Annotated in this window: 23 protein-coding genes; 10 read left to right on the top strand and 13 right to left on the bottom strand. The window is 59.4% G+C overall.

From position 1 onward, the window contains the following. The first annotated feature begins 94 nt into the window (after positions 1 to 94). The 4 genes from radC to mutM all read left to right on the top strand — a co-directional run bounded on the left by radC (position 95) and on the right by mutM (position 2,386). Positions 95 to 766 carry a DNA repair protein RadC gene (radC, locus tag GKQ23_RS23165; protein WP_056233586.1) on the top strand — a complete coding sequence of 224 codons (672 nt, stop codon included), beginning with the start codon at positions 95 to 97 and terminating at the stop codon, positions 764 to 766. A 287-nt stretch (positions 767 to 1,053) separates the two neighbouring features. Further along, positions 1,054 to 1,290: a 50S ribosomal protein L28 gene (rpmB, locus tag GKQ23_RS23160; RefSeq protein ID WP_056233588.1), complete on the top strand. Its 237-nt coding sequence runs from the start codon at positions 1,054 to 1,056 to the stop codon at positions 1,288 to 1,290. 16 nt (positions 1,291 to 1,306) lie between these two features. Further along, positions 1,307 to 1,474 carry a 50S ribosomal protein L33 gene (gene rpmG, locus GKQ23_RS23155; RefSeq protein ID WP_001051798.1) on the top strand — a complete coding sequence of 56 codons (168 nt, stop codon included), beginning with the start codon at positions 1,307 to 1,309 and terminating at the stop codon, positions 1,472 to 1,474. 102 nt (positions 1,475 to 1,576) lie between these two features. Continuing rightward, positions 1,577 to 2,386 (top strand): bifunctional DNA-formamidopyrimidine glycosylase/DNA-(apurinic or apyrimidinic site) lyase, encoded by an 810-nt coding sequence (gene mutM / locus GKQ23_RS23150; protein ID WP_212409527.1) that lies wholly within the window; start codon positions 1,577 to 1,579, stop codon positions 2,384 to 2,386. Between the two features lie 73 nt (positions 2,387 to 2,459). Here the strand turns inward: mutM and coaD are convergent, their stop codons facing one another. Genes coaD through waaA form a run of 3 tightly spaced genes read right to left on the bottom strand, consistent with a single transcriptional unit; the run spans position 2,460 to position 4,985 of the window. Further along, positions 2,460 to 2,936, bottom strand: coding sequence for a pantetheine-phosphate adenylyltransferase (coaD, locus tag GKQ23_RS23145; protein ID WP_056233592.1), 477 nt, complete (start codon positions 2,934 to 2,936; stop codon positions 2,460 to 2,462). After that, entirely contained in the window at positions 2,933 to 3,709 is a 777-nt protein-coding gene (locus GKQ23_RS23140; protein ID WP_212409526.1) for a glycosyltransferase family 2 protein, read from the bottom strand. Before GKQ23_RS23140 ends, coaD begins: the two co-directional genes overlap by 4 nt. A 1-nt stretch (position 3,710) precedes the next feature. Beyond that, the gene (gene waaA, locus GKQ23_RS23135; protein WP_056233596.1) at positions 3,711 to 4,985 is read right to left on the bottom strand and encodes a lipid IV(A) 3-deoxy-D-manno-octulosonic acid transferase; all 1,275 of its coding nucleotides are present in this window, start codon (positions 4,983 to 4,985) and stop codon (positions 3,711 to 3,713) included. A gap of 341 nt (positions 4,986 to 5,326) precedes the next feature. Here waaA and GKQ23_RS23130 point away from each other — a divergent pair, with 341 nt between their 5' ends. Further along, the gene (locus tag GKQ23_RS23130; protein ID WP_212409525.1) at positions 5,327 to 6,403 is read left to right on the top strand and encodes a glycosyltransferase family 9 protein; all 1,077 of its coding nucleotides are present in this window, start codon (positions 5,327 to 5,329) and stop codon (positions 6,401 to 6,403) included. Here the strand turns inward: GKQ23_RS23130 and GKQ23_RS23125 are convergent. Genes GKQ23_RS23125 through rfaQ form a run of 3 tightly spaced genes read right to left on the bottom strand, consistent with a single transcriptional unit; the run spans position 6,333 to position 9,631 of the window. Further along, entirely contained in the window at positions 6,333 to 7,430 is a 1,098-nt protein-coding gene (locus GKQ23_RS23125; RefSeq protein ID WP_212409524.1) for a glycosyltransferase, read from the bottom strand. The two genes, GKQ23_RS23130 and GKQ23_RS23125, sit on opposite strands and share 71 nt — an antisense overlap. A gap of 3 nt (positions 7,431 to 7,433) precedes the next feature. After that, entirely contained in the window at positions 7,434 to 8,561 is a 1,128-nt protein-coding gene (locus GKQ23_RS23120) for a glycosyltransferase family 4 protein (RefSeq protein WP_212409523.1), read from the bottom strand. Then, positions 8,558 to 9,631: a putative lipopolysaccharide heptosyltransferase III gene (gene rfaQ, locus GKQ23_RS23115; protein WP_212409522.1), complete on the bottom strand. Its 1,074-nt coding sequence runs from the start codon at positions 9,629 to 9,631 to the stop codon at positions 8,558 to 8,560. The genes GKQ23_RS23120 and rfaQ overlap by 4 nt, the downstream gene beginning before the upstream one ends. A gap of 160 nt (positions 9,632 to 9,791) precedes the next feature. Between rfaQ and GKQ23_RS23110 the strand changes: the two genes are divergently transcribed. Next, on the top strand, positions 9,792 to 10,766 hold the full coding sequence (locus tag GKQ23_RS23110) for a polysaccharide deacetylase family protein (protein WP_212409521.1): 975 nt from the start codon (positions 9,792 to 9,794) through the stop codon (positions 10,764 to 10,766). Beyond that, positions 10,753 to 11,817: a glycosyltransferase family 9 protein gene (locus tag GKQ23_RS23105; protein WP_212409520.1), complete on the top strand. Its 1,065-nt coding sequence runs from the start codon at positions 10,753 to 10,755 to the stop codon at positions 11,815 to 11,817. The genes GKQ23_RS23110 and GKQ23_RS23105 overlap by 14 nt, the downstream gene beginning before the upstream one ends. Before the next feature lie 2 nt (positions 11,818 to 11,819). Here GKQ23_RS23105 and GKQ23_RS23100 read toward each other — a convergent pair whose 3' ends face one another. From GKQ23_RS23100 to rfaD, 5 genes are all read right to left on the bottom strand, one after another. Continuing rightward, a complete protein-coding gene (locus GKQ23_RS23100; protein WP_056233606.1) occupies positions 11,820 to 13,004 on the bottom strand; it encodes an O-antigen ligase in 1,185 nt (394 codons plus the stop codon). Further along, a complete protein-coding gene (locus GKQ23_RS23095; RefSeq protein ID WP_212409519.1) occupies positions 12,994 to 13,890 on the bottom strand; it encodes a sugar glycosyltransferase in 897 nt (298 codons plus the stop codon). Before GKQ23_RS23095 ends, GKQ23_RS23100 begins: the two co-directional genes overlap by 11 nt. A 169-nt stretch (positions 13,891 to 14,059) precedes the next feature. Continuing rightward, a complete protein-coding gene (gene rfaC / locus GKQ23_RS23090) occupies positions 14,060 to 15,031 on the bottom strand; it encodes a lipopolysaccharide heptosyltransferase RfaC (protein ID WP_212409518.1) in 972 nt (323 codons plus the stop codon). Next, the gene (gene rfaF / locus GKQ23_RS23085; protein ID WP_212409517.1) at positions 15,032 to 16,078 is read right to left on the bottom strand and encodes an ADP-heptose--LPS heptosyltransferase RfaF; all 1,047 of its coding nucleotides are present in this window, start codon (positions 16,076 to 16,078) and stop codon (positions 15,032 to 15,034) included. Positions 16,079 to 16,094: 16 nt separating this feature from the next. Further along, a complete protein-coding gene (gene rfaD, locus GKQ23_RS23080; RefSeq protein ID WP_056233745.1) occupies positions 16,095 to 17,027 on the bottom strand; it encodes an ADP-glyceromanno-heptose 6-epimerase in 933 nt (310 codons plus the stop codon). 242 nt (positions 17,028 to 17,269) lie between these two features. Here rfaD and GKQ23_RS23075 point away from each other — a divergent pair, with 242 nt between their 5' ends. Both GKQ23_RS23075 and tdh read left to right on the top strand, forming a co-directional pair. Continuing rightward, the gene (locus GKQ23_RS23075) at positions 17,270 to 18,466 is read left to right on the top strand and encodes a glycine C-acetyltransferase (protein ID WP_212409516.1); all 1,197 of its coding nucleotides are present in this window, start codon (positions 17,270 to 17,272) and stop codon (positions 18,464 to 18,466) included. A 12-nt stretch (positions 18,467 to 18,478) separates the two neighbouring features. Then, complete coding sequence (gene tdh / locus GKQ23_RS23070) at positions 18,479 to 19,507, top strand: L-threonine 3-dehydrogenase (protein WP_212409515.1); 1,029 nt, start codon at positions 18,479 to 18,481, stop codon at positions 19,505 to 19,507. A gap of 111 nt (positions 19,508 to 19,618) precedes the next feature. Here tdh and GKQ23_RS23065 read toward each other — a convergent pair whose 3' ends face one another. Both GKQ23_RS23065 and envC read right to left on the bottom strand, forming a co-directional pair. Continuing rightward, positions 19,619 to 20,539, bottom strand: a complete 921-nt coding sequence (locus tag GKQ23_RS23065; RefSeq protein WP_101506244.1) for a divergent polysaccharide deacetylase family protein — start codon at positions 20,537 to 20,539, stop codon at positions 19,619 to 19,621. A gap of 44 nt (positions 20,540 to 20,583) precedes the next feature. Further along, positions 20,584 to 21,888, bottom strand: a complete 1,305-nt coding sequence (gene envC, locus GKQ23_RS23060) for a murein hydrolase activator EnvC (protein WP_082502301.1) — start codon at positions 21,886 to 21,888, stop codon at positions 20,584 to 20,586. A gap of 348 nt (positions 21,889 to 22,236) precedes the next feature. Between envC and GKQ23_RS23055 the strand changes: the two genes are divergently transcribed. Next, the gene (locus tag GKQ23_RS23055; RefSeq protein WP_056233619.1) at positions 22,237 to 22,668 is read left to right on the top strand and encodes a rhodanese-like domain-containing protein; all 432 of its coding nucleotides are present in this window, start codon (positions 22,237 to 22,239) and stop codon (positions 22,666 to 22,668) included. The last annotated feature ends 2 nt before the right edge of the window (positions 22,669 to 22,670 follow it).

The following is a 22,670-nucleotide window of genomic DNA, read 5'->3' as shown; positions in this document are numbered from 1 at the left end:
TCTGACGACCGCCGCGTAAAACTCGGCAAAGTGCGATTTGAAACTACTGTATATAATGCCATGATAATGACCACTGAGGAAGCAGAGGTGGCGAATGGATAACAACTGGAATGGTATGGCACCGCGCGAAAAACTGATCGCGCACGGCGTGGAAACGCTCAGCGACTGTGAGCTGTTGGCGATTTTTTTACGTACCGGGATCCGCGGTCGGCACGTGATGAAGCTGGCCCAGCAACTGATGGCCGAGTTCGGCTCACTCTATCAACTGATGAACGCCTCGCGGGCCGAGTTCCGCGAGGGCAGCGGCGTGGGGGCCGCCAAGTTTGCCCAGCTTAATGCGGTGGCCGAGCTGGCGCGGCGCTGTTTCAGCTGCCGCGACGCCATCGCGAAGCGTTCGGTGACCAGCACCCGACAACTGCTCGACTTTCTGCAGGGCTCGCTGGCGCAGCAGGAGCGGGAAATCTTCCAGGTGGTGTTTTTCGATAACCAGCACCGGGTGATCCACGTTAGTGAGATGTTCAGCGGCACCATCAACAGCGTGGAGGTCCACCCGCGGGAAATCGTGCGTGAAGCGCTGAAACGCAATGCGGCGGCGATTATTCTGGCGCATAATCACCCGTCCGGCGTGGCTGAACCCAGCCAGGCCGACCGTGATATCACCGCGCAGATTGTTCGCGCCTGCTCCCTGATGGATATCCGCGTGCTGGACCATATGGTGATCGGTCACGGTCAGTATGTCTCCTTTGCCGAACGTGGCTGGCTGTAGTTCCCCTCTGCCTGGCGGGGGGTTACCGCCGAAAAACGGGGGCTGACCGGCCATTTCGCATGCAAACAGGATATTTTCCCGCGATCCTGAGGGATCTTTATCTGTTCGGGACTTGAGCACTCGCGCTACAGGGCGTATACTATGCCACCTTTGAGAATCTCGGGTTTGGCGTTTGGGCCTGCTCAGCGGGTTCACATAGAACTCGCCTGGATGGGCTTTTAAGTCTGACGAGGCGGCCAAAACCTTATTTTTAAAGCTCGAGCTGATTTGATTTTTGGAGAATAGACATGTCACGAGTCTGCCAAGTAACTGGCAAGCGTCCGGTGACCGGTAACAACCGTTCCCACGCAATGAACGCGACGAAACGCCGTTTCCTGCCGAACCTGCACTCTCACCGTTTCTGGATCGAGAGCGAGAAGCGCTTCGTTACACTGCGTGTATCTGCCAATGGCATGCGCGTAATTGATAAGAAGGGTATTGAGACGGTCCTGGCCGATCTGCGTGCCCGCGGTGAGAAGTACTAAGTTAAGGAATTGAAACATGGCTAAAGGTATTCGTGAGAAGATCAAGCTGGTTTCTTCTGCTGGTACAGGTCACTTCTATACCACCACGAAGAACAAACGTACTAAGCCGGAAAAACTGGAACTGAAGAAATTCGATCCAGTTGTCCGCCAGCACGTGATCTACAAAGAAGCTAAGATTAAGTAATTACTCTTAGTTGATGAAAAAACCCGGCTTCGGCCGGGTTTTTTTGTTTTCAGATTCCATACAGCAGCGGGCTGCCTGACGGGCTTCGCCGCGGAGGTGACAATGCCAGAATTACCTGAGGTTGAAACCAGCCGGCGCGGGATTGAGCCGCACCTTGTGGGTGCCACGATCCTGCACGCCGTGGTCCGTAACGGCCGCCTGCGCTGGCCGGTCTCGAATGAAATTCATGCGCTCAGCGACCAGCCGGTGCTCAGCGTGCAGCGTCGGGCGAAGTACCTGCTGCTGGAGCTGCCCGCGGGCTGGATTATCATTCATCTGGGGATGTCCGGCAGCCTGCGCGTGCTGGCGGAGGAGCAGCCGCCGGCGAAGCATGACCATGTCGACCTGGTGATGAGCAACGGCAAGGTGCTGCGTTACACCGATCCCCGCCGCTTCGGCGCCTGGCTGTGGTGCAGCGATCTGGCCGTCAGCCCGGTGCTGTCGCACCTCGGCCCCGAGCCGCTCAGCGACGCCTTTACCGCCTCTTACCTGTTTGAGAAGTCTCGCGGCAAGCGTACGCCGGTGAAACCCTGGCTGATGGATAACCGGCTGGTGGTGGGGGTGGGGAATATTTACGCCAGCGAATCGCTGTTTGTTGCCGGGATCCTGCCCGATCGTCAGGCGGGTTCGCTGGATGAAGCCGAGTGCGGGCTGCTGGTCAGCACCATTAAAGCGGTGCTGCTGCGCTCCATCGAGCAGGGCGGCACCACGCTGCGCGACTTCCTGCAGAGCGACGGTAAGCCGGGCTACTTTGCCCAGGAGTTGCAGGTGTATGGCCGGGCGGGGGAGCCGTGCCGCGCGTGCGGCAGCCTGATAGTCAGTGCGAAGCATGCACAGCGCAGCACCTTCTGGTGCCCGCAGTGCCAGCGCTAGCGCGCCACGCGCGGTAAACCGCGAGGCCTGAGCCGGTCAGCGTTTCGCCGGCCGAGCCTGATACATGCGTCAGTCAGAGCTTCGCCATCAGCGCCTGCCAGACCGGTGCGGGCAGAAACGCCTGCACCTCGCCGCCGTGGCGGGCCACCTCTTTCATCAGCGTTGATGAAACAAAAGAGTACTGTCCGGAGGGCATCAGGAATACGCTTTCCAGCGTCGGCAGCAGGTGACGGTTCATCTGCGCCAGCTGCATCTCATACTCAAAGTCAGACACCGCCCGCAGCCCGCGCACCAGCACGTTGGCCTGCTGTTCGCGGGCGAAGTTGGCCATCAGGTCGCTAAAACCAATCACTTCCACGTTGTCCAGATGGGCGGTGACCTCCGTGGCCAGCGCCACGCGCTCGTCCAGCGAAAACAGCGGCTTCTTGCTCGGGCTGGCGGCGACCGCCAGCACGATATGGTCGAACATCAGGGCAGCGCGGGTGACGATATCCAGGTGGCCGTTAGTCAGCGGATCGAAGGTACCGGGGTAGATGGCTTTGGTGCTCATAGTCTGCCGTTCCTGGATGCATGATTGAGTGCCCAGAGGGCGGTGTATTTATTAAAGGTGTACTGGGCGTTGACTACCGCCAGCAGCCAGCCCTGCTTACCGTCAAGAAAACCGGCGCGCAGCACCAGCGTTTTCAGAAATGCACCGGCTGTATGGCCGAAAATTGACGCGATGCCACAGCGCCTGCCCTGCTGGTGGCGCTGCTTTGCCCAGGCCTCGGCGTAGGCGAACTGCTTCCACTGAAAGGCGGAGAAATCACGACAGGTGAGGTGCAGCAGATCGCCCTTAAGTGCCACCACCCGTGCGCCTGCCGTCGCCAGCGACTCATGCACCTGGTGGTCATTGTACTGGTAGCGGCGCGGATAGAGACGCGTAACGCGATCCGGATACCAGCCGCTGTGGCGCATAAAGCGGCCGAGGAACAGGTTGCGGCGCGGCAGGCTGTAGACGGTCTCTGCCGCCGGCAGCATCAGCGCCTGTTCAATCTCCTCGCGCAGCGCGGGCGTCACCCGTTCGTCGCAGTCGAGCATCAGGATCCACGGATGGCTGGCGTAGCTCTGTGCCAGCTGGCGCTGTTTGCCGTAACCGTGCCACTCGCTGGCGTGATACACCGCGGCGCCGTGGCGGGCGGCGATCTCCGGCGTGCCGTCGTGGCTGCCGGAGTCCAGCAGCACGATCTCATCGGCCCAGCTGACCGACTCCAGGCACTCGGGGAGCAGGTCAGCCGCATCTTTGGCAATCAGCACCACCGACAGTTTCTGACGTTGGCTCATGTTAGTGGTTCCGCTGTGGCAGATGAGGTTCCAGCAGGTGCAGCAGCCGCTGCAGCGCGCCCTGGTTCTGATGCAGCACGTCCACCGCGTGGCGGCCGTGATACAGGCGGTAATCTTCATCGGTCAGCAGGGTGCCGATCTCTTTATCCAGCGAGTCGGCATCCGTGACGGTGATCAGGCCATCCGCCTGCTGCAGGCGGGCGCAGATGTCTTTGAAGTTGAAGGTGTGCGGCCCCATCAGCACCGGAATGGCGTGGGCGGCGGGCTCCAGCGGATTGTGGCCGCCGCGCTCGACCAGGCTGCCGCCGACAAACGCCAGATCGGCAATGCCGTACAGCAGCATCAGCTCGCCCATGGTATCGCCAATCACCACCTGGGTGGTGGCAGACGGGATCTCCCCGCTGCTGCGCAGCGTATAGGTGAAGCCGCCTTTCTGCGCCAGGCTGCTGGCGGTAGCAAAACGTTCCGGGTGGCGCGGCACCAGGATCAGCAGCAGGGTCGGGAAGCGTGCCAGCAGTTTACGGTGCGCGTCCAGAATAATGCTCTCTTCCCCTTCATGGGTGCTGGTGGCAATCCACACCTGACGGTGCGGCGCCCACTGGCGGCGCAGGGTGACCGCGCGGGCGGCCAGTTCCGGGGTGACGGAGATATCAAACTTCAGGCTGCCGGTCACCGCCAGCTGGGAACGTTTCAGGCCCAGGCCGATAAAGCGCTCACCGTCTTCCTGATTCTGCGCCGCGATCAGGGTAATGCGCTGCAGCAGGCGCTTCATAAATTTGCCAATCTTCTGATAGCCCTTCGCCGAGCGTTCAGACAGGCGTGCGTTGGCAATCACCAGCGGTATTTTACGCGCGTGCAGCAGGGTGATCATATTCGGCCACAGCTCGGTTTCCATAATGATCACCAGCCGCGGGTTGACGGTATCAAGGAAGCGGTTCATCGCGCCCGGCAGGTCATAGGGCAGGTAAACGTGATGCACGTCTTTACCAAACGCCGAGCTGGCCCGCTCCGATCCGGTGGGGGTCATGGTGGTGACCACGATCGGCAGATGAGGGTAGCGGTGGCGCAGCGCGCGCACCAGCGGAATAGCCGCCAGCGTTTCACCCACGGAAACCGAGTGCAGCAGGATCCCATCCGGTTTGACCTTACCGGTGCAGAAGCCGTAACGCTCCGCCCAGCGCTTACGATAAGCCGGTGCTTTCCGGCCGCGTAACCAGAGACGAAGCCAGATCAGGGGCTGGATGAGATACAGCAAAACGGTATAAAGGGTCGTCATCACATTGTTTTTTCAGGTGAGCAGAGACTTGCGTCCGAAGAATGCCGAAAAAGAGAAATAATACGGCATGTTAGCAGATAAGTAACTTGTACTGCACCACTTCCCGGTTGCATGGCGGTAGCTGCGGCGGTGAGGGGCCTGGCCTGCAGAGGAAAGGTACCATGACATATCAAGACGTTAGGGTTAAGTTTTTTGTCTGGTGAGAAATTTCTTATCTTTAATGTGCAATTAGTGCGAATTGGCTGTCATAGTGTCAGCAGCATCGTTCATCGCCACGCCCCGTCGGGGCACGCTGGCGATGCTGTCACCACCCCGACATATGCCCAGTTAGCAGGCCAGTGATGAAAAATATTTTGATTATTCGCCGTGACAATATCGGTGATTTAGTTTGTACCACACCGCTGATCGAAGGCATTAAGACGACATTTCCCGATGCGCACATCTGCCTGTTAATTAACACCGTGAGTCAGGATGTCGTCCTCCACAATCCGCATATCAATCAGACCTTTGTCTACCGTAAGGCGAAGCACCGCAGCCGGGGTGAAAGCAAGCTGAGCGTCTATCTGGCACGCATGAAAATTTTGCTGCAGCTGCGCCGCATCCCGTTTGATGTCGCCATCCTCGCTAACCCGACCCCCTGTAAGTACAGCCTGCGGCTGGCGAAGCTGGTCGGTGTGAAAAAAATTATCGGCGCGGATACCGGCGACCGGGGGATCCACGTGCCGTTTCGCGCTGAGAATTTCAACGGCCTCCATCAGGTAGAGCGCACCTTTAGCTACCTCTCTGCGCTGACCACAATGCCGCCCGCTATCCCGCCGGTGCGCATCTGGCTGACCGCGCAGGAGCGTCAGCAGGCACAGGCCAACCTGGCTACCCGCCTTCCTGCTGACGGCCCGCTGCTCGGCGTGCATATCAGCAGCCGCAGCGAAAAACGCCGCTGGCCGCTGGAGCGCTACGTGGCGATTATTCAGCGGCACCTGGCGGTGAACCAGGGCCGGGTGCTGATCTTCTGGTCGCCACAGGGCACGCTGGCACCGGATGACGTCGGTGACCAGCACCGGGCGGAGCAGGTGCTGGCCGCCTGCAACAGCACGCGGGTCGCGCTGTGCCCGACCGCGTCGGTACGTGAGCTGGTGGCGGCGTTTGAACACTGCGATACGCTGCTGTGCAGCGACGGCGGGCAGATGCATCTGGCCGCCGCGGTGAATCGTCGTCAGGTGGTGCTGTTTGGCGATACTGACCCGAAGGCATGGCATCCGTGGTCAGGTGAGTACCGCATAATGCAGACCGCCTCGGGCGAGTGTGCCGACGTCAGCGTCGAGCAGGTCTGGACGCAGCTGCAGTCCTTCAGCGCCCCAGCGCCAGATACTGCTGACAGATGGGCTGAATATCGTACGCCATTAGCGGCTGGCTATTGATGACCGGTGGCGACGCGTAGATCGCCGCCATCGTCTCCGCCAGCGACGCCACGTTCAGTTCGGCCAGCGCCTGGCTCAGCCCCGCCTGCTGCAGGATCTCCGCCGGCCCACCCGGACAACGGGTGCTGACCACCGGCGTGCCGCACAGCAGCGCCTCCACCAGCACGTTACCGAAGCCTTCGCTGTCCGAGCTGAGGATCAGCAGGCGGGCATGTTTGATGATTGGGTAAGGGTTAGCCTGAAAACCGGCGAAAATCACCCGGTCATCAATACCCAGCGCTTTCGCCTGCGCTTTCACCCCGGCGATACGCTGCTCGTCCCCGGTACCGACCAGCACCAGGCTGGCCTGAATGCCGGACGCCGCGTAGGCCGCCAGCAGCCGGTCATGGCGTTTGTGCGGATGAAAGCGGCCGACGTGAACCAGATACGCTTCCCCGGCCACCGCCAGCGGCTCGGCCGCCTGCTGCAGGATTGCGGCAATATCAAACGGGTTGTTAATCACCGCCAGCCGGGCAGGGGTGATGCCGAGCTGTGCGGGCAGATCGTCCGCCGCCGCGGTGGAGACGGCAACGATATTTTTCCCCTGATAAATACGCGCGATCTTCTGCCGTTTGAACCAGCGGTTCAGCCCCCGGCGGTGGCCAAGGTAGGAGGTCGACAGGATGCCGTGAATGCAGAACCACAGTTTTTGCGGTGCAATGGTGCGGCAACGCGCGACGATGCGGTCGGTTTTATGCAGGTGTGAGAAGATCAGATCGAAGGCGCCCGCCTGGCTTTCAGCGGCGGCGATGGCGGTGTCGAGCGCGGCAGCGCGGCGGGAAAGCTCGGTCAGCTTGCGCCACGGCGCACTGCTGTGCGCCTCTACCACCTGATAGTCAATGCCCGGTGGCAGGCTGTAGTTGCAGACGTCACGCAGCGAGAACAGGCTCACCTGATGGCCGAGCTTCTGCATGCCTTCACACAGCGTCAGCACCACTTTCTCCGCGCCGCCGCCGGGCAGGCCGTCAATAATCATTAGAACGCGCATCGGTTATCTCAGAATATGTTGATAGAGCGCAACCAGCTGTGCAGAGAGCCGCTGCGGGGTGGATGCCAGCACGCGCTCGCGGGCGGCCAGCGCCATTGCGCTGTCGGTGGCCTGCTGCGGTAGCGCCATCACCGCCTCGCGCAGCGCGGCCACGTCGTGTGCGCCACAGACGTAGCCGTTGACGCCGGGCTGAATAAATTCGGCTCCGCCGCAGGTGGTCGAGGTGATCACCGGCAGGCCGCAGGCCATCGCTTCAAGGATCACGTTAGGGAACGGGTCGTACAGCGTCGGCAGCAGCAGGCCGTCGGCCGCCTGATACCAGGGCAGCGTGTCGGCCTGCATGCCGACAAAACGGATGCGGTCGGCGCAGCCCAGCTGGCTGGCCAGCGCCCGATACTGTTTTTCGGCCTTATCTTTACCGACCACCAGCAGATAACGATCGGTGCCGGCCACGGCGCGTATCGCCGCGGCAAGCCCCTTGCGCTCGAAGCCGGAGCCGACGTAAATCAGCACGCTGGCCGTCAGCGGTAGCGACATCCTCTGGCGCAGCGCGGCGCGGGTGGCGGCGTCGGCCGGGGTAAACTGTGCGGTGTTGATGGCGTTGTAGATCACGTGAATACGTTCGCTGGCGACGCCAAAGCGCTCGATAATCTCCTGTTTGACCATCTCTGCGTTGCAGATCACCGCTTTCAGCTCGGGGGCCTGATACATCTCGCGCTCGGCCGCCATCACGTAGCGATGATAGCGATCGTTCAGCAGCAACGCCCGCCGCCACGCGGGAAGCAGCTGGGAGCGCAGCTCCAGCCAGCGCTGATGCACGCCGTCACCGGCGCGGTAGATGTCGCAGCCGGCGATGCGTTCATGGCTCTGCACGATATCAAACTGCTCGCGCTGCCACAGCTCCCGCGCCGCGCGGGCAAAGCCGCGTTCGCGGCTGATGCGCCCCCATTTGGCCGGGTTACAGATATGCAGATGCCAGTCCGGCTGGCGCCCCCCCTGCCACTCGCGGGTGATGACGTTGAGATCGAGCGCGTGCTGGTCCAGCGCCTGCAGCGCGCGGGAGATAAAACGTTCGGCACCGCCGTCCGGGCGGTATTTCTGGCGGACAATTGCCAGCCTGATCGGCTTCATACCAGCGCCCTCCGTGCCGCAGCCACCACCACATCCACCGGAATGGCGTCCAGATAGCGTTCACCGGTGCCGGTATTGACCGCATCCGGATCCGGCAGCGCGGCATAATCTCCGGCCCAGATCACCTCGCCGTTAACCTGCCACGGCCGCCAGAATACCAGCTTAGAGGGGCCAAACAGCGCCACGCACGGCGTCTGCAGCGCGGCGGCCATATGCATCGGCACCGAGTCGACGCCGATAAACAGCCGGGCATCATCGATCGCTGCCGCCAGCTGCGGCAGCGTCAGCTGGCCGGCCAGCGAGGTCACGCCGTCGCGGCTGCGCAGGCGGCCAATAATCGAGGCGACCATCTCCTGCTCGCGCGCATCGGGCCCCGAGGTCAGCACCAGGTGGTGACCGTCGTCCTGCAGCGCCTGCAGGGCGGCGGCGAACTTGTCGTCGCTCCAGCATTTGAAGAACCAGCGTGAGGTCGGCTGCACCACAATATAGTCCCGTACGTCGCCCAGCAGCTGGCGCACCGCCTGGCGATCGGCAGGGGCGTAATGCATCGCCACGTGCGCCTGAACGGCGGGCAGGGCCAGCGGGGCCAGCAGGGCGAGATTCTGTTCGACGGTGTGTAACTGGCCGTGACCCTCGGTGGGCACCAGCCGGGTATGGCAGCGGGACCAGAGCGCGCCACGACGCTTGGGAAAATCAAAGCCCAGCCGCACGGCCGCGCCGGTAAAGCGGGTAATCACGGCGCTGCGCCACTGATCGGCGAGGTTGACCACCAGGTCATACCGCTGGTTACGCAGCGTTTTCATCAGCCGCCACTCCTGGCCGATCTGATAGCGCACGCCCTGCTTTTTCCAGCGGCGGTCGATGGCATAAATGTGGCGGATGTCCGGGTGGCTGGCGAGCATCGGCCGCGTCTCTTCATACAGCAGCACGTCGATGTGTGCCGCCGGCCAGGCCGCCTTCAGCGAGTGGATGACCGGCGTGGTCAGCAGCATATCGCCATGATGGCGGAATTTAATCACCAGGATGCGCGGGGCCTGGGGCAGTGAAATCGGCAGATCCAGAGGTTTCATGCGTTATCGCTAATAGACAAACCAGCTGATGATTCTAAAGCAGTCACCGGGGCGTGACCAGCCTCGCGACCCGCTGCCGGCCCGGAGTACAATTACCTTTGCGCTTTCACTGCCCGCTACGTAACATAGCGTACTGATTATCCGGCAGACAGGAATGGAAATGGCAAAGCCCGCGTTTATCATCACAATCGATACCGAAGGCGATAATCTTTGGCAAAATCACGATCGGATTGCCACGGAAAACACCCGTTTTCTGCCGCGCTTTCAGCAGCTGTGTGAGCGATTTGCCTTCAAGCCTGTCTGGCTGACCAACTACGAGATGGCGATCGACCCGGCCTACGTTGAGTTTGCCCGTGACGTGATCGCCCGCGACAGCGGCGAAATCGGCATGCACCTGCACGCGTGGAACAGCCCGCCGCAGCATGACCTGACCGGCGATGACTGGCGGCACAAACCCTACCTGATTGAGTACCCGGAAGCGGTCATTAAAGAGAAGGTCAGCTTTATGACCGACCTGCTGGAGCAGACGCTACAGGTGAAAATGCGCAGCCACCGCGCCGGCCGCTGGGCGTTTAACGCCTATTATGCCCGCCTGCTGATCGAACAGGGGTATCAGGTGGACTGCTCGGTGACGCCGCGCGTCAACTGGCAGTTCTCGCCGGGGGCACCGCAGGGGGCGGGAGGCACCAACTATCAGCACTTCCCCGATCGCCCGTGGTTTATCGACCCGCAGGATATCTCCCGTGCGGGTAACTCGCCGCTGCTGGAGGTGCCGATGAGCATCCAGTATAAGCATTCATCGCTGATGAACGGCGTAAAGCAGGGCTGGGATCGCCTGCGCGGCAAGCGCCGCAGCCCGTCGGTGCACTGGCTGCGCCCGTCGCGTGGCAATCTGCAGCAGATGCTGGGCGTGGTGGATAAAACCCTGGCGGGCGGCAGCGACTACGTGGAATTTATGCTGCACTCCTCTGAATTTATGCCCGGCGGCAGCCCGACCTTTAAAACCGCAGCGGACATTGACGCCCTTTATGACAACCTTGAGCAATTGTTCAGTTATCTGCAGGAACGCTGCGTGGGAATGACGTTAACGGACTATTACCAACAAAAATCACGTGAAAGCCATGAAAAAAAGTAAGGTAAAATGGATCGGTTATCTGTTAACGATCTATCATTTTTTTGCACGTAAATTAGAAAAGCACAAGGCTCTCGATCCTTCGCTGGAGTTTGAACGCATCGTCATTTATTCGACCACCGCGTTGGGCGATCTGATGTTTAATACCCCTGCCATCCAGGCGCTGAAGCTGCGTTATCCCGGCGCATCATTTGCGCTGGTTTCCAGTGAAAAAAACCGGCCTCTTGTTGAGGGAAGTGAGTGGTTTAATCGGGTGTTCTACTGGGATAATAAGGTCAGAAATTGCCATACATTGATCCGTTCTCTGAGACGTTTCAGGCCCCAGCTGACGGTGATCCTCCACTCGTACATGCCCTATGATATTTTATGTGCCGTGTTGTCGGGCAGTCGCTATATTATTCGCGATAACTATCTGGTCGACAGCTCAGAGTTAAATAGCTGGATAAATGCATATTCAGCACCTTTTGACGGGCATCTGATCCAGCGAAAGCTGAACCTTCTGAGCATCCTGGGTTGCGAAACAAAGGATCCGTCAATGCGCATTCCTGTTCATTTTAACCGGGCTCCGCAGGGCCTATCAAAACGTATTGGTTTCCAGATGGGGGCATCAGAATCCATGCGCTGCTGGCCTGTAGCACGCTTTGTTGAACTGGCTAACCGGCTGACGGCATCAGGCTACAGGATAGTGCTGATCGGCGGTGCGAAAGATATGCCGCTTGCCGGGCAATTTATGGAGCTTGCCAGTGAAAGTGTGGCTGCGCAGACTGACATCCTTATCGGTAAAACTTCGCTGACTGAACTGTTGACGGTCATTGACGGGCTGGACGTCCTGGTAACAGGAGATACCGGGCCATTACACCTCGCCGTGGCGTTAAAAACGTCGACGGTTAGTCTGTATGCCAGCGCAGAACCCGAACATACGGGGCCTTATCAGGATCGCGAGCGCCACATAACGCTCAGGGTTGATGATATCCCGGGGGAGATCCGTCAGCCTCTGCAACTCATTGAGGCTGACGATGTCTGCATTCATGTAACAACACTGGCGAAGAAATGATATCAGGGGCGGTCAGGCGCGGGCTGCCCTTTAACAGGCAGGCTGAGTACCACTGCAATCGGGAACCAGAACAGAAACCATGACTCGCCAGGATTACCCAGAATAAACATTCCCTGGCTGGTGTAAAATATTAGCGAGAACACAATCATTGAAGCCTCCAGCGCCTGGTTTATCTTGATATGTTGCCATCCCATATACAGCGAGTAACCCACTACGGAAAGCATCAACGCCATGCCAAGGCTCCCACCTTTCAGTAACGTTCCAAAGTAGATACTGTGGGTGGTATGAACGCGCTCACCAATCTGATTTACAAAGTCGAGTTCCTTATCAAACCCCCATCCCATCCACGGCTTTTGTAAAAACAAGTCCCAGGCATCCCGCCAGATACCTATGCGAATGAAACTTTGTTGATATGTGGAGGCAAGACGCGCGGTTAGCGTATTATCATAGTTGCTGAGAAAAAGGATGAGAGCCAGTACTCCGATAGTCAAGGCACCCATTAACAGGTAACTAAGATGCGTACGGCGGAGCAACGTTAATAACGGTGCGCAGGCCAGCAGCAGGGAGAATAAAGGTCCACGGCTTTGGGTAAATAACAGGCCTAAAAAAAGCAGTGCGATTGGTAAAAAAATCCATTTTTTTCCCGTATCACGAATAAGAATAAAGCCACAGATTATGCTAAGGCTAAAGTACCCCCCCAGATCAATCACATTTGATGGCTGATTAATTAATACCCTATCCAGCCTGCCGGAGATGATGTTGGCTTTATCAACATAGATAAATATCAGCACACAGAGGATGACAGTGGCTAAAAAAAACAGTGACAAAACAATGTTCTTGTGACCATGCAAACATGATAGTCGAAAGAGCAGAACGAAACCTAAAAGATAGAGGCTGTGCTTTAACGTTGATAAAATATTGGAGGGATCGGATCCCCACAGGTTACTCAATGAAAACCAGACAAGAAAGGACGCTAACAGAATGATGCCAGTATTAAATTCTCGTTGGCTGAATATTCTTTCCCGGAGTATTTTATGGGAGAGAAGTGTAACCAGAAGAAGAGTGAATGAAAGATAGAATAAAACAGACGATCGAAATTCTCCACTCAACAGCGGAAGGGAAAAAACAAATGCCATATAAGTCAGTATGGTGGTTTTGACTAAGTATTTGTTGTTTTCAAATGTCATGACTTGTGACCTTTTTAAAAATTTCATCACTCAGGGCGCTGTTTTGCGAAAGGTTTAAAACCTGAATTTTATCTTCTTTAAAGATTGAACTGGCGAGGGAGAACGCTGGCTCAATCAGAACGGAAAATTGACTTTCAAGAAAGCTTGGGGAGCGGTCTTTATCATTTTCATAAAATCTGGGACGATGGAAATTGTTCATATCCAGTCCTGCGATGATCACCCGAGAGAACCCCATGAATTTCACGATTTGCAAAGACCAGTAAACAACAGTGGCGGCATCAAATATACCTTCTCTGATATCATTGCTGAAGGCAATGTTATTGTTTTTCGGACTAAAGCTAATGTGGCTTTTATCATGACAGGTCTGATATATTTCACTGCTTTGAATTTTAGGTTGATATACCCTGAAGCAGGCATCTTCTACCACCGCCAGACGACAGCGTAGGGCATCAATCCCAAAATGATGTACTATTTTCATAATACCGTTGATAGTAGTAAATAACAGCACCTCGGGACGACTGACGATTTCTTTTACCAAAGACAGTCTCTGATCGATGAACGTCATATCGACTATGACATACAGGCTGAAATCCAGCACCTTGTGTAAAAACCAGGCACCATTTACGCCCATCGCTGGCATAGTGACCAGTGGCGAGAAGTCGGTATCGTTAACGGAAGGACCAGAAGCGACTAACAGCAGGTCGCCACTGAATTTTCCCTTGAGCTCTGAGAGATCGACCAGGGGAATATTGTGACCGCGCAGTTTGAAAGACTGGATATGACCTTCCGCCGCGCGGGTAATTTTGACATAAGGCCACAAATTTTCATTATGTCGATAGCTGCGTGGGCGGGTATATCGATAAATTTGTTTAAAAAAAGTTCCCATAACCGATCTCAGTTCCTTACTGGTTCAGGTGCAAACACAATCTGACTACAGAAATTTATCTGCTTATTGAGTGGGCAGCACGCCGGTCAGCCCGATTTTCGGGGAGGTCGCTTTAACGATGGCCACTGTGCCATCGCTTTTGTCGCAGTGCTCCTGAATATGTGCTGTTTTATACCTGCAGCAGAGATTCCAGTTTTTCAAATACGGCAGACGCCTGAATAGCGGCCATCTCACCGGAGGCTGGCGATTTGAGAACATACTGATTCTCCCCATAGCCGCCAATCAGCCCCGGATCGGTCGGGCCGTACAGGGTGATGTTCGGCCGTGCTAACGCGGCGGTGAGGTGGCTTAAGCCGGTGTCGACCGAAACCACGCCGCGTGCGCCGGCCAGCTGCAGCGCCACCTGCTCCAGCGTCAGCTTTGGCAGCACCTCGACGTGGTCAAAACCGTCGGCCAGCCGCAGCGCCCGCTGCTCTTCGTGCGGGGCACCCCAGGGCAGCCGGATGCGCAGGCCGGTGGGCTGTACCAGCGCGATCAGGTCACGCCAGTGGCTCTCCGGCCAGTGTTTGTTATCCCGCGTGGTGGCGTGCAGAAACACCAGATACTGACCGGCGTCGGCGGATAACTCCGCGGTGAAGTGGCGGGCGATAGCATAGTCGCCGGGGGTGGCCGGTAACGGGTAACCGAGGCTTTTGGCAAACAGCTCACGGGTGCGCTCCACCGCGTGCCTGGCTTTCGCGATCTCATGGCGGCGGTCGTACCACCAGCTGGCAAACGGCTCACGCGCGCTGCGGCTGTCCGGGCCGTGCTTGACGCCGTGCGCCAGGCGCGTCACCAGCGCCGCGCTCTTGATCAGGCCCTGGGCATCGATAACCACATCATACTCGCGCGACTGCAGCTCGCGTTTAAACACCACGCGCTCCTCGCGAACCTGGCTGCCAAACCAGTGTTTACGCCAGCGGCGAATCGCTACCGGCAGCACTTTATCCACCGCCGGATGCCAGGCGGGGATCTGTGCGAAGCCCTCTTCCACCACCCAGTCGAAACGGATACCGGGTATCGCCTGCATAGCGTCGGTTAAGGCGGGCAGCGTGTGCAGCACGTCCCCCATCGAGGACGTTTTAATAATCAGAACCCGCATTCAAACTCCTGGCGTCGGGCAAAGCGTGGCCAGCTCGGCGATCACCCGTTCCGGCGTGATGTCGATCAGGCTCTGGTGATAACCTTCGGCGGCATCCCCTTTGCGGACTTTGTGATAGCCGGTGATCAGCCTGATCACCCGGGCGTGTTCGGACAGCGGCGGCGTGAAGTCCGGGCTGCTTGGCCCGTACAGCGCCACCAGCGGACGCTCCAGCGCAGCGGCGATATGCATCAGGCCGGAGTCATTGCTGACCACCGCCTGGCAGGCCGCCAGCAGGATCACCGCCTGCTCCAGCTGGGTCTCCCCGGCCAGATTGCGGCAGTGCTGGCGGCGTTCTTCGCTCAGCGTGGCCAGAATCTGCTGCCCGGTTTCATGGTCCTTCGCCGAACCGAACAGCACGACCTGGTAGCCCTGGTCGATCAGCTGCTGCGCCAGGCTGGCGTAGTGGTAGTGCGGCCAGCGCTTGGCCGGGCCAAACTCTGCCCCCGGACAGAAGCCAATGAGTGGCCGCCCGCTGTTCAAGCTGAAGGCGGCAACGGTAGCCTGTTTCTCCGTCTCCAGCACCTGCAGCTTTGGCCACAGCAGCGGCTGCGGCAGATCGCTGGCGCGGGTGATGTTTCCTTTCGGGTAGCCCAGCGCCACGTAGCGCTGCACCATCAGCGGGAAGGCCGCTTTATCCAGCACCCGCAGGTCGTTGAGCAGGCCGTAGCGCATCTCTCCGCGCCAGCCTGTACGCCGGGGGATCGCGGCAAAGAACGGCACCAGCGCTGACTTAAACGAGTTCGGCAGCACGTACGCGCGGTCATAGCCGGCACCGCGCAGCTGCTGCCCAAGCCGGCGACGTTCGCCGATCGCCAGCGCACCGTGCCCCAGCGGCATCGCCAGCGCGTTGCTCACTTCCGGCATGCGCGACAGCAGCGGACGGCACCAGGCCGGCGCCATCACGTCGATCGTCGCGTCAGGGTGCTGCACTTTCAGCGTGCGATACAGGCTCTGCGACATCATCATATCGCCGACCCATGACGGGCCGATAACCAGAATTTTCATGACCCGGATCGTCCCGTTACGCGTTGCGGTTCAGCCAGGCCATATACTCCGCCACGCCTTCCGCCACGGTTTTAAACGGCTTGTCGTAGCCCGCTGCGCGCAGTTTGGTCTGGTCGGCCAGCGTGTAGGCCTGGTAGCGGCCTTTGAGTTTTTCCGGGAACGGGATGTATTCGATCGCCCCTTTCTGGTGGTAGTTCAGCGCGGCATCGGCCACCTGCTGGAAGGACTCGGCGCGGCCGGAGCCGCAGTTGAAGATGCCGGAAACGCCGTTTTCCCAGAACCACAGGTTGACCGCCGCCACGTCTTCCACGTAGACGAAGTCGCGCTTAAAGCCGTCGCTGCCTTCAAACAGTTTCGGGTTCTCGCCATTGTTCAGCTGGGTATTGAGGTGGAACGCCACGCTGGCCATGCTGCCTTTGTGGCCTTCGCGCGGGCCGTAAACGTTGAAGTAGCGGAAGCCACATACCGGCGATTCGGCTTCCGGCAGGATGCTGCGGACGTAGTGGTCAAACAGCATCTTGGAGTAGCCATAAACGTTCAGCGGCTCTTCAAACTGGCGCTCTTCGATAAAGTCGGCGTTGCGACCGCCGTAGGTGGCGGCGGAGGAGGCGTAAAGGAACGGGATCTGGTGCTCAAGGCAGTAGTGCAGCAGCTCTTTCGAGTACTGATAGTTGTTTTCCATCATGTACTTGCCGTCCCACTCGGTGGTAGAGGAACAGGCACCTTCATGGAACACCGCTTCCACATCGCCAAAGTCTTCATCGGCGAGGATAGCGATCAGAAAGTCTTCCTTGTCCATGTAGTCGGCGATATCCAGGTCGACCAGGTTAGCGAACTTGGTGCCGTCTTTCAGGTTGTCGACCACCAGAATATCGGTGTGACCTTTGGCGTTCAGCGCCTTGACGATGTTGCTTCCAATAAATCCGGCACCACCGGTGACGATAATCATGAGCATTGGCCTTAAGTGGGGGCGTCGCAGGATGCTGACGCGCTAATGCTTCTATCATAACACTTCAGCGCTGTGCAGGCAGCCAGAGGAGTCTGTAACTGATGTTGTCACCGGTGCCGTTACCCGTCCGGTTATTTTCCGTGAGATGTGCGGCAAAAAACAGATCGCGTTGATCGGTTATCCGGTTAACTGCTTTATTCTCAGGTGTCCGTATTATCAAATGCACCAGCCGGAGGATAATCATGAAGCAGGATTTCTATCAACAGCTTAAGCAGCAGCTGCGCGAAACGGAAGAAGAGGGGTTGTTCAAAACGGAACGGCAGATCGTCGGCCCGCAGCAGGCGACGATTGAGCTGGCGGACGGCAGCGAGGTGCTGAACCTGTGCGCCAATAACTACCTCGGGCTGGCCAACCACCCGTCGCTGATCGCCGCGGCGAAAGCCGGCCTCGACGGCCAGGGTTTTGGCATGGCCTCGGTGCGTTTTATCTGCGGTACCCAGGATCGCCATCGTGCGCTGGAAAAGCAGCTGGCCGGCTTCCTCGGCATGGACGATGCCATCCTCTACTCCTCCTGCTTTGACGCCAACGGCGGCCTGTTTGAGACGCTGCTTGGTCCGGAAGATGCGGTGATCTCAGACGCGCTGAACCACGCCTCGATTATTGACGGTATTCGTCTGTGCAAGGCGCAGCGTTACCGCTACGCCAACAACGATATGGCGGAGCTGGAAAGCTGCCTGCGGCAGGCGCGCGAAGCGGGTGCCCGCCATATTCTGATCGCCACCGACGGGGTGTTCTCGATGGACGGGGTGATTGCCAACCTGCGCGGCATCTGTGACCTTGCCGATCGCTGGCAGGCGCTGGTGATGGTCGACGACTCCCATGCGGTCGGCTTTGTCGGTGCCGGCGGGCGCGGCAGCCATGAATACTGTGAAGTGATGGGGCGGGTGGACATTATCACCGGCACGCTGGGCAAAGCGCTGGGCGGCGCCTCCGGCGGCTATACTGCCGCAAAGCGCGAGGTGGTGGAGTGGCTGCGCCAGCGCTCGCGTCCTTATCTGTTCTCCAACTCGCTGGCCCCGGTGGTGGTGGCGGCCTCACAGCAGGCGCTGCAGCTGCTGAGCGAAGGTCATGGGCTGCGGCAGCGGCTGTGGGAGAACGTGCGCTACTTCCGCGGCGCGATGAGCGCGGCGGGCTTTACGCTGGCCGGGGCCGATCACGCCATTATCCCGGTGATGCTCGGCGATGCGCGGCTGGCGCAGACCTTCGCCAGCCGCCTGCAGCAGGAGGGCATCTACGTCACCGGTTTCTGTTATCCGGTGGTGCCGAAAGGGCAGGCGCGCATCCGCACCCAGATCTCCGCCGCACACGGCCAGCCGCAGCTGGAAAGGGCGGTGGCGGCCTTCAGCCACATCGGCCGCCAGCTCGGCGTGATCGCCTGACAGGAGCACACCATGAAAGCACTCGCTAAACTGCACTCGCGCCCCGGCATCTGGATGACTGACGATGCGCCGGTGCCGGAGCCGGGCCATAACGACGTACTGATTAAAATCCGCAAAAGCGCCATCTGCGGCACCGACGTGCATATCTACAACTGGGACAGCTGGTCGCAGCGCACCATTCCGGTACCGATGATCACCGGCCACGAGTACGTCGGCGAGGTGGTGGCGGTCGGCCAGGAGGTGGTCGGCTTCGCCCCCGGCGACCGGGTCTCTGGCGAGGGGCATATCACCTGCGGCCACTGTCGTAACTGCCGCGGCGGCCGCACCCACCTGTGCCGTAACGCCATCGGCATCGGCGTCAACCGCCAGGGCAGCTTCGCCGAATACCTGACGATCCCGGCGGCTAACGCCTTCAAAATTCCCGATAATATTTCCGATGAACTGGCGGCGATCTTCGATCCGTTCGGCAACGCGGTGCACACCGCGCTCTCGTTCGACCTGGTGGGCGAAGATGTGCTGATCGCCGGCGCGGGGCCGATCGGCATTATGGCGGCGGCCATTTGCCGCCACGTGGGTGCACGCCACGTGGTGATCACCGACGTGAACGACTACCGGCTGGCGCTGGCGCAGAAGGTCGGCGTCACCCGGGCGGTTAACGTGGGTCAGCAGAACCTGACGCAAACCATGAGCGAGCTGGGTATGACCGAGGGGTTTGACGTCGGGCTGGAGATGTCCGGGGTGGCGGCGGCGTTTCGCGGCATGCTCAGCGTGATGAACCACGGCGGGCGCATCGCTATGCTGGGCATCCCCTCCGCCGAAATGGCGATTGACTGGAATCAGGTGATCTTCAAGGGGCTGTTTATCAAAGGTATCTACGGCCGCGAGATGTTTGAAACCTGGTACAAAATGGTGGCGCTGCTGCAGTCCGGGCTGGATATCAGCCCGGTGATCACCCACCGGCTGCACATCGATGAGTTTCAGCAGGGCTTTGATGTGATGCGCGCCGGGCAGGCGGGTAAGGTGATCCTCGACTGGGACTGAGCGGGCAGCTGCAGAAGGCGGGCGTCGGAGCGCGACGCCTGATGACGCCGGGCATCCGGGGGAACGACCCGCCCGGCCTGCTGTTCTGCGGCCGGAGCGTACCGGCCGCCGCTAGTGCCCGGCTGCTGCTGGCCTGTCTGTCGCTGGTTCGTTTGTCGTCGGCGAACCGACGATCTGTGCCATCACCTGTTTGATCAGCGGGCCATCCGCCAGACTTTCGGCGATGATGCTTAGCGCGCGCGTGGCCGGCACCGGGGCCACCTTCACCGGGCAGACCTTGCCCGGGCGGAACGGATTACGCGGCTTCACCGCCTGAGGTTTGCTGTCCGGCGGCAGCGGCGCGTTATTCACCCGCTGCGGCTCATTCAGCAGCTGGCTCGGGCGCACCAGGGTGATATCGGCGGGCAGGGTCGGCAGCATCTGCTGCAGCACGCGGACGGTAGTCGGATGCGGATGGCCGATGGCGATCGCCGAACCGTCACGCTGCGCCAGCCGCACCGCCCGCATAAACTGCCGGCGGATGTCCGCTTCATTTTGCGTATCGTCGAGGAACACCCGGCGTTTAATCACCTTCACGCTGGTGCCCGCAGCGGCCTGCACCGACTTACTGCTGCCGATGGTCATGCTGTCGAGGAAGTAGAAGTTGTAGTGCGAGAGTACCTGCATCACCTTCTGCATCCCCGCCAGGCTGGAGGTCATCGCGCTGCCCATATGGTTGTTCAGCCCCACCGCAAACGGCACCTTCTCGCTGGCCTCACGCACGATACGTGCGATTTCGTCGGCGGACATCTCCGGGCGCAGGGTATCTTTTTCCAGCGGCTGTTTGCTGAGCGGGGCCATCGGCAGATGGATCAATACCTCGTGGCCGCGCTGGTGGGCTTTGGTCGCCATGTCGCGGGCGTGCGGGGCATTCGGCAGCACCGCGACCGAGATGGCCGCCGGCATCTGTAATACCTGGTTCTCCTGCGCGGGCCGGTAGCCAAAGTCATCGATGACGATCGAAAGCTTACCGGCGTAAGCCGGCCCGGCCATCAGCACGGCTGCCAGCAGCGCGCTGAGTTTTCGACGTTGCACAGTTATCTCCCTAGCCACGGAACCGGGTTAACGGCTTGTCCCTGACGACGAATTTCAAAATAGAGTGACGGCGTGCCGCGGCCGCCGCTGTTGCCGACCAGGGCGATCGGCTGCCCGGCTTTCACCTGGGTGCCGACGCCGACCAGCGCGCTCTGATTATAGCCGTACAGGCTCATATCACCTTTACCGTGCTCAACCACCACCACCAGGCCGTAGCCCTGCAGCCAGTCGGCCATCAGCACCCGGCCATCGGCAATCGCTTTAACTTCAGTGCCTTCCGGCGCGGCAATCACCAGCCCTTTCCAGCGTAGCTCACCCTGCAGCTGTTCGCCAAAGCGGTGTTCAACGCGGCCGCGTACCGGCCAGATCGCCTGACCGGCCGGCCGGCCAAGGCCGCCGGTACGTGAGACCAGCGCGCGTTCGTTCTCGGTCGGTTTGTAGGTGGTGCCTTTGCGTTTGGCCTGCGCCTCACGCTCGCGCACCTGTTGCGCCTCACGCGCTTCGCGCTCCGCGCGGGCTTTGGCCTCCCGCTCGGCTTTGGCGATCTTATCGCGCAGGCGGCTTTCGTTCTGCCGCAGCTCAACCAGCTGCGCCTGGTCTTTCTCCAGCGAGGATTCCAGCGTGGTCAGGGTTTTCTGCCGCGCCTGGCGCGCCCCTTCCAGCGTCTGCTGCTGACTCTGCTGCTGGCTTAACAGGCTTTTTTGCTGCGCCTGTTTATCCACCAGGCTGGTTTTCTGCGCCGAGAGGTCAGTGCGGGTCTGTTGCAGCTCCGCAATTGACTTCTGTCGTGCATCATTGAGATAACCGAAGTAGGCCAGCATCCGCTCGCTGCGTTGGCTCTCTTCGCCGCTCAGCACCAGCTGCAGGCCGCTATGCTGGCCCTGGCGGAAGGCCGCATCCAGCTGATCGGCCAGCAGTGCTTCCTGCTGCTGCTGCTGCTGCTGCAGCCGGGCGATCGAGGCGGTCAGGGTGGTAATCTCTTTGCCGAGCGCGCCAAGGACCGATCGGGTATCGCGCAGCTGGCGGCTGGCCTGGGCAATCACCTTTTCCTGGCTCTGTAGCTGATTGAGCAGCTGGCTGCGCTGCTGCTTCTGCAGCTGCACGCTTTTCTCTTTTGCCGCGATATCCTGCTGCAGGCTCTGCAGCTGCGACTTATTATCGTCAGCCGCTGCGGCGGTGAGCGGGCACAGCAGCATCGCGCTGCACAATGCACCGATGGTCAGGGCGGACACGCCGCCGCGCAGTCGCCGGCGCGGCGGGGTATGACGCGGAATCCTTGAAATGATCACTGTCGCTTTTTCCCTCATAGCCGCGGATTATTCCACGATGAACAGCGGCTTACCAGCGACCACTGCGCGGTTTTCTATTACCAGTCGTGACCTTTTAGCCGCTAAACCGCAGATTGCGGGCATGACGTTAAGCCAAATGTCAGGTGGCGCATCGCCTGCGAAGTGCGCAGCTGCGCAACAATTCACCACCCGTTGCGACACGCCTCGATCACAGGATAGCCTTTTTCATTAAAGGCAACTTTTTTTTGGATTATGCCGCAGAAAACGCAATTCAGACGGCCTTCGCGGCTGTACATGACAGCCCCGAAAGGTATACTCAGAACCCTTGTTTTCGCTTATTAACCCTTTCGGGAGTTGTTACCCCTCATGCAAGATATTATGCAGTTCGCAGGCAATCACACCATCTTAGCTCTTTCGTGGGTTGTTTTGCTGGTTTTGGTGATCGTGACCACCGTTAAGGGCATGTTCTCCAAAGTAAAAGTGATTAGCCGTGGTGAAGCTACCCGTTTAATTAACAAAGAAGATGCCGTGGTAGTGGACGTGCGTGGGCGTGATGACTTCCGTAAAGGCCATATCTCTAATGCGATTAACGTGCTGGCTGCGGATATCAAGAAAGGCAGCTTTAGCGAACTGGAAAAACACAAAGCGCAGCCGCTGATCGTGGTTTGTGCCACCGGCACCTCTGCGTCTGACTCTGCGGCACAGCTGATCGCAGCAGGCTTTCCGCAGGTGTTCGTCCTGAAAGAGGGCGTATCCGGCTGGAGCAGTGAGAACCTGCCGCTGGTGCGCGGTAAATAGCA

Origin of the sequence: Erwinia sp. E602 (assembly GCF_018141005.1) — a bacterium.
GTDB lineage: Bacteria > Pseudomonadota > Gammaproteobacteria > Enterobacterales > Enterobacteriaceae > Erwinia.
The sequence above is the reverse complement of the archived record's forward strand: the minus strand, read 5'-3'. Positions and strand labels throughout refer to the sequence as shown.

Coding starts and splice junctions, on each gene's coding strand:
- radC (WP_056233586.1), top strand. CDS start 95: ATGGATAACAACTGGAATGGTATGGCACCGCGCGAAAAACTGATCGCG.
- rpmB (WP_056233588.1), top strand. CDS start 1,054: ATGTCACGAGTCTGCCAAGTAACTGGCAAGCGTCCGGTGACCGGTAAC.
- rpmG (WP_001051798.1), top strand. CDS start 1,307: ATGGCTAAAGGTATTCGTGAGAAGATCAAGCTGGTTTCTTCTGCTGGT.
- mutM (WP_212409527.1), top strand. CDS start 1,577: ATGCCAGAATTACCTGAGGTTGAAACCAGCCGGCGCGGGATTGAGCCG.
- coaD (WP_056233592.1), bottom strand. CDS start 2,936: ATGAGCACCAAAGCCATCTACCCCGGTACCTTCGATCCGCTGACTAAC.
- GKQ23_RS23140 (WP_212409526.1), bottom strand. CDS start 3,709: ATGAGCCAACGTCAGAAACTGTCGGTGGTGCTGATTGCCAAAGATGCG.
- waaA (WP_056233596.1), bottom strand. CDS start 4,985: ATGACGACCCTTTATACCGTTTTGCTGTATCTCATCCAGCCCCTGATC.
- GKQ23_RS23130 (WP_212409525.1), top strand. CDS start 5,327: ATGAAAAATATTTTGATTATTCGCCGTGACAATATCGGTGATTTAGTT.
- GKQ23_RS23125 (WP_212409524.1), bottom strand. CDS start 7,430: ATGCGCGTTCTAATGATTATTGACGGCCTGCCCGGCGGCGGCGCGGAG.
- GKQ23_RS23120 (WP_212409523.1), bottom strand. CDS start 8,561: ATGAAGCCGATCAGGCTGGCAATTGTCCGCCAGAAATACCGCCCGGAC.
- rfaQ (WP_212409522.1), bottom strand. CDS start 9,631: ATGAAACCTCTGGATCTGCCGATTTCACTGCCCCAGGCCCCGCGCATC.
- GKQ23_RS23110 (WP_212409521.1), top strand. CDS start 9,792: ATGGCAAAGCCCGCGTTTATCATCACAATCGATACCGAAGGCGATAAT.
- GKQ23_RS23105 (WP_212409520.1), top strand. CDS start 10,753: ATGAAAAAAAGTAAGGTAAAATGGATCGGTTATCTGTTAACGATCTAT.
- GKQ23_RS23100 (WP_056233606.1), bottom strand. CDS start 13,004: ATGACATTTGAAAACAACAAATACTTAGTCAAAACCACCATACTGACT.
- GKQ23_RS23095 (WP_212409519.1), bottom strand. CDS start 13,890: ATGGGAACTTTTTTTAAACAAATTTATCGATATACCCGCCCACGCAGC.
- rfaC (WP_212409518.1), bottom strand. CDS start 15,031: ATGCGGGTTCTGATTATTAAAACGTCCTCGATGGGGGACGTGCTGCAC.
- rfaF (WP_212409517.1), bottom strand. CDS start 16,078: ATGAAAATTCTGGTTATCGGCCCGTCATGGGTCGGCGATATGATGATG.
- rfaD (WP_056233745.1), bottom strand. CDS start 17,027: ATGATTATCGTCACCGGTGGTGCCGGATTTATTGGAAGCAACATCGTC.
- GKQ23_RS23075 (WP_212409516.1), top strand. CDS start 17,270: ATGAAGCAGGATTTCTATCAACAGCTTAAGCAGCAGCTGCGCGAAACG.
- tdh (WP_212409515.1), top strand. CDS start 18,479: ATGAAAGCACTCGCTAAACTGCACTCGCGCCCCGGCATCTGGATGACT.
- GKQ23_RS23065 (WP_101506244.1), bottom strand. CDS start 20,539: ATGGCCGGGCCGGCTTACGCCGGTAAGCTTTCGATCGTCATCGATGAC.
- envC (WP_082502301.1), bottom strand. CDS start 21,888: ATGAGGGAAAAAGCGACAGTGATCATTTCAAGGATTCCGCGTCATACC.
- GKQ23_RS23055 (WP_056233619.1), top strand. CDS start 22,237: ATGCAAGATATTATGCAGTTCGCAGGCAATCACACCATCTTAGCTCTT.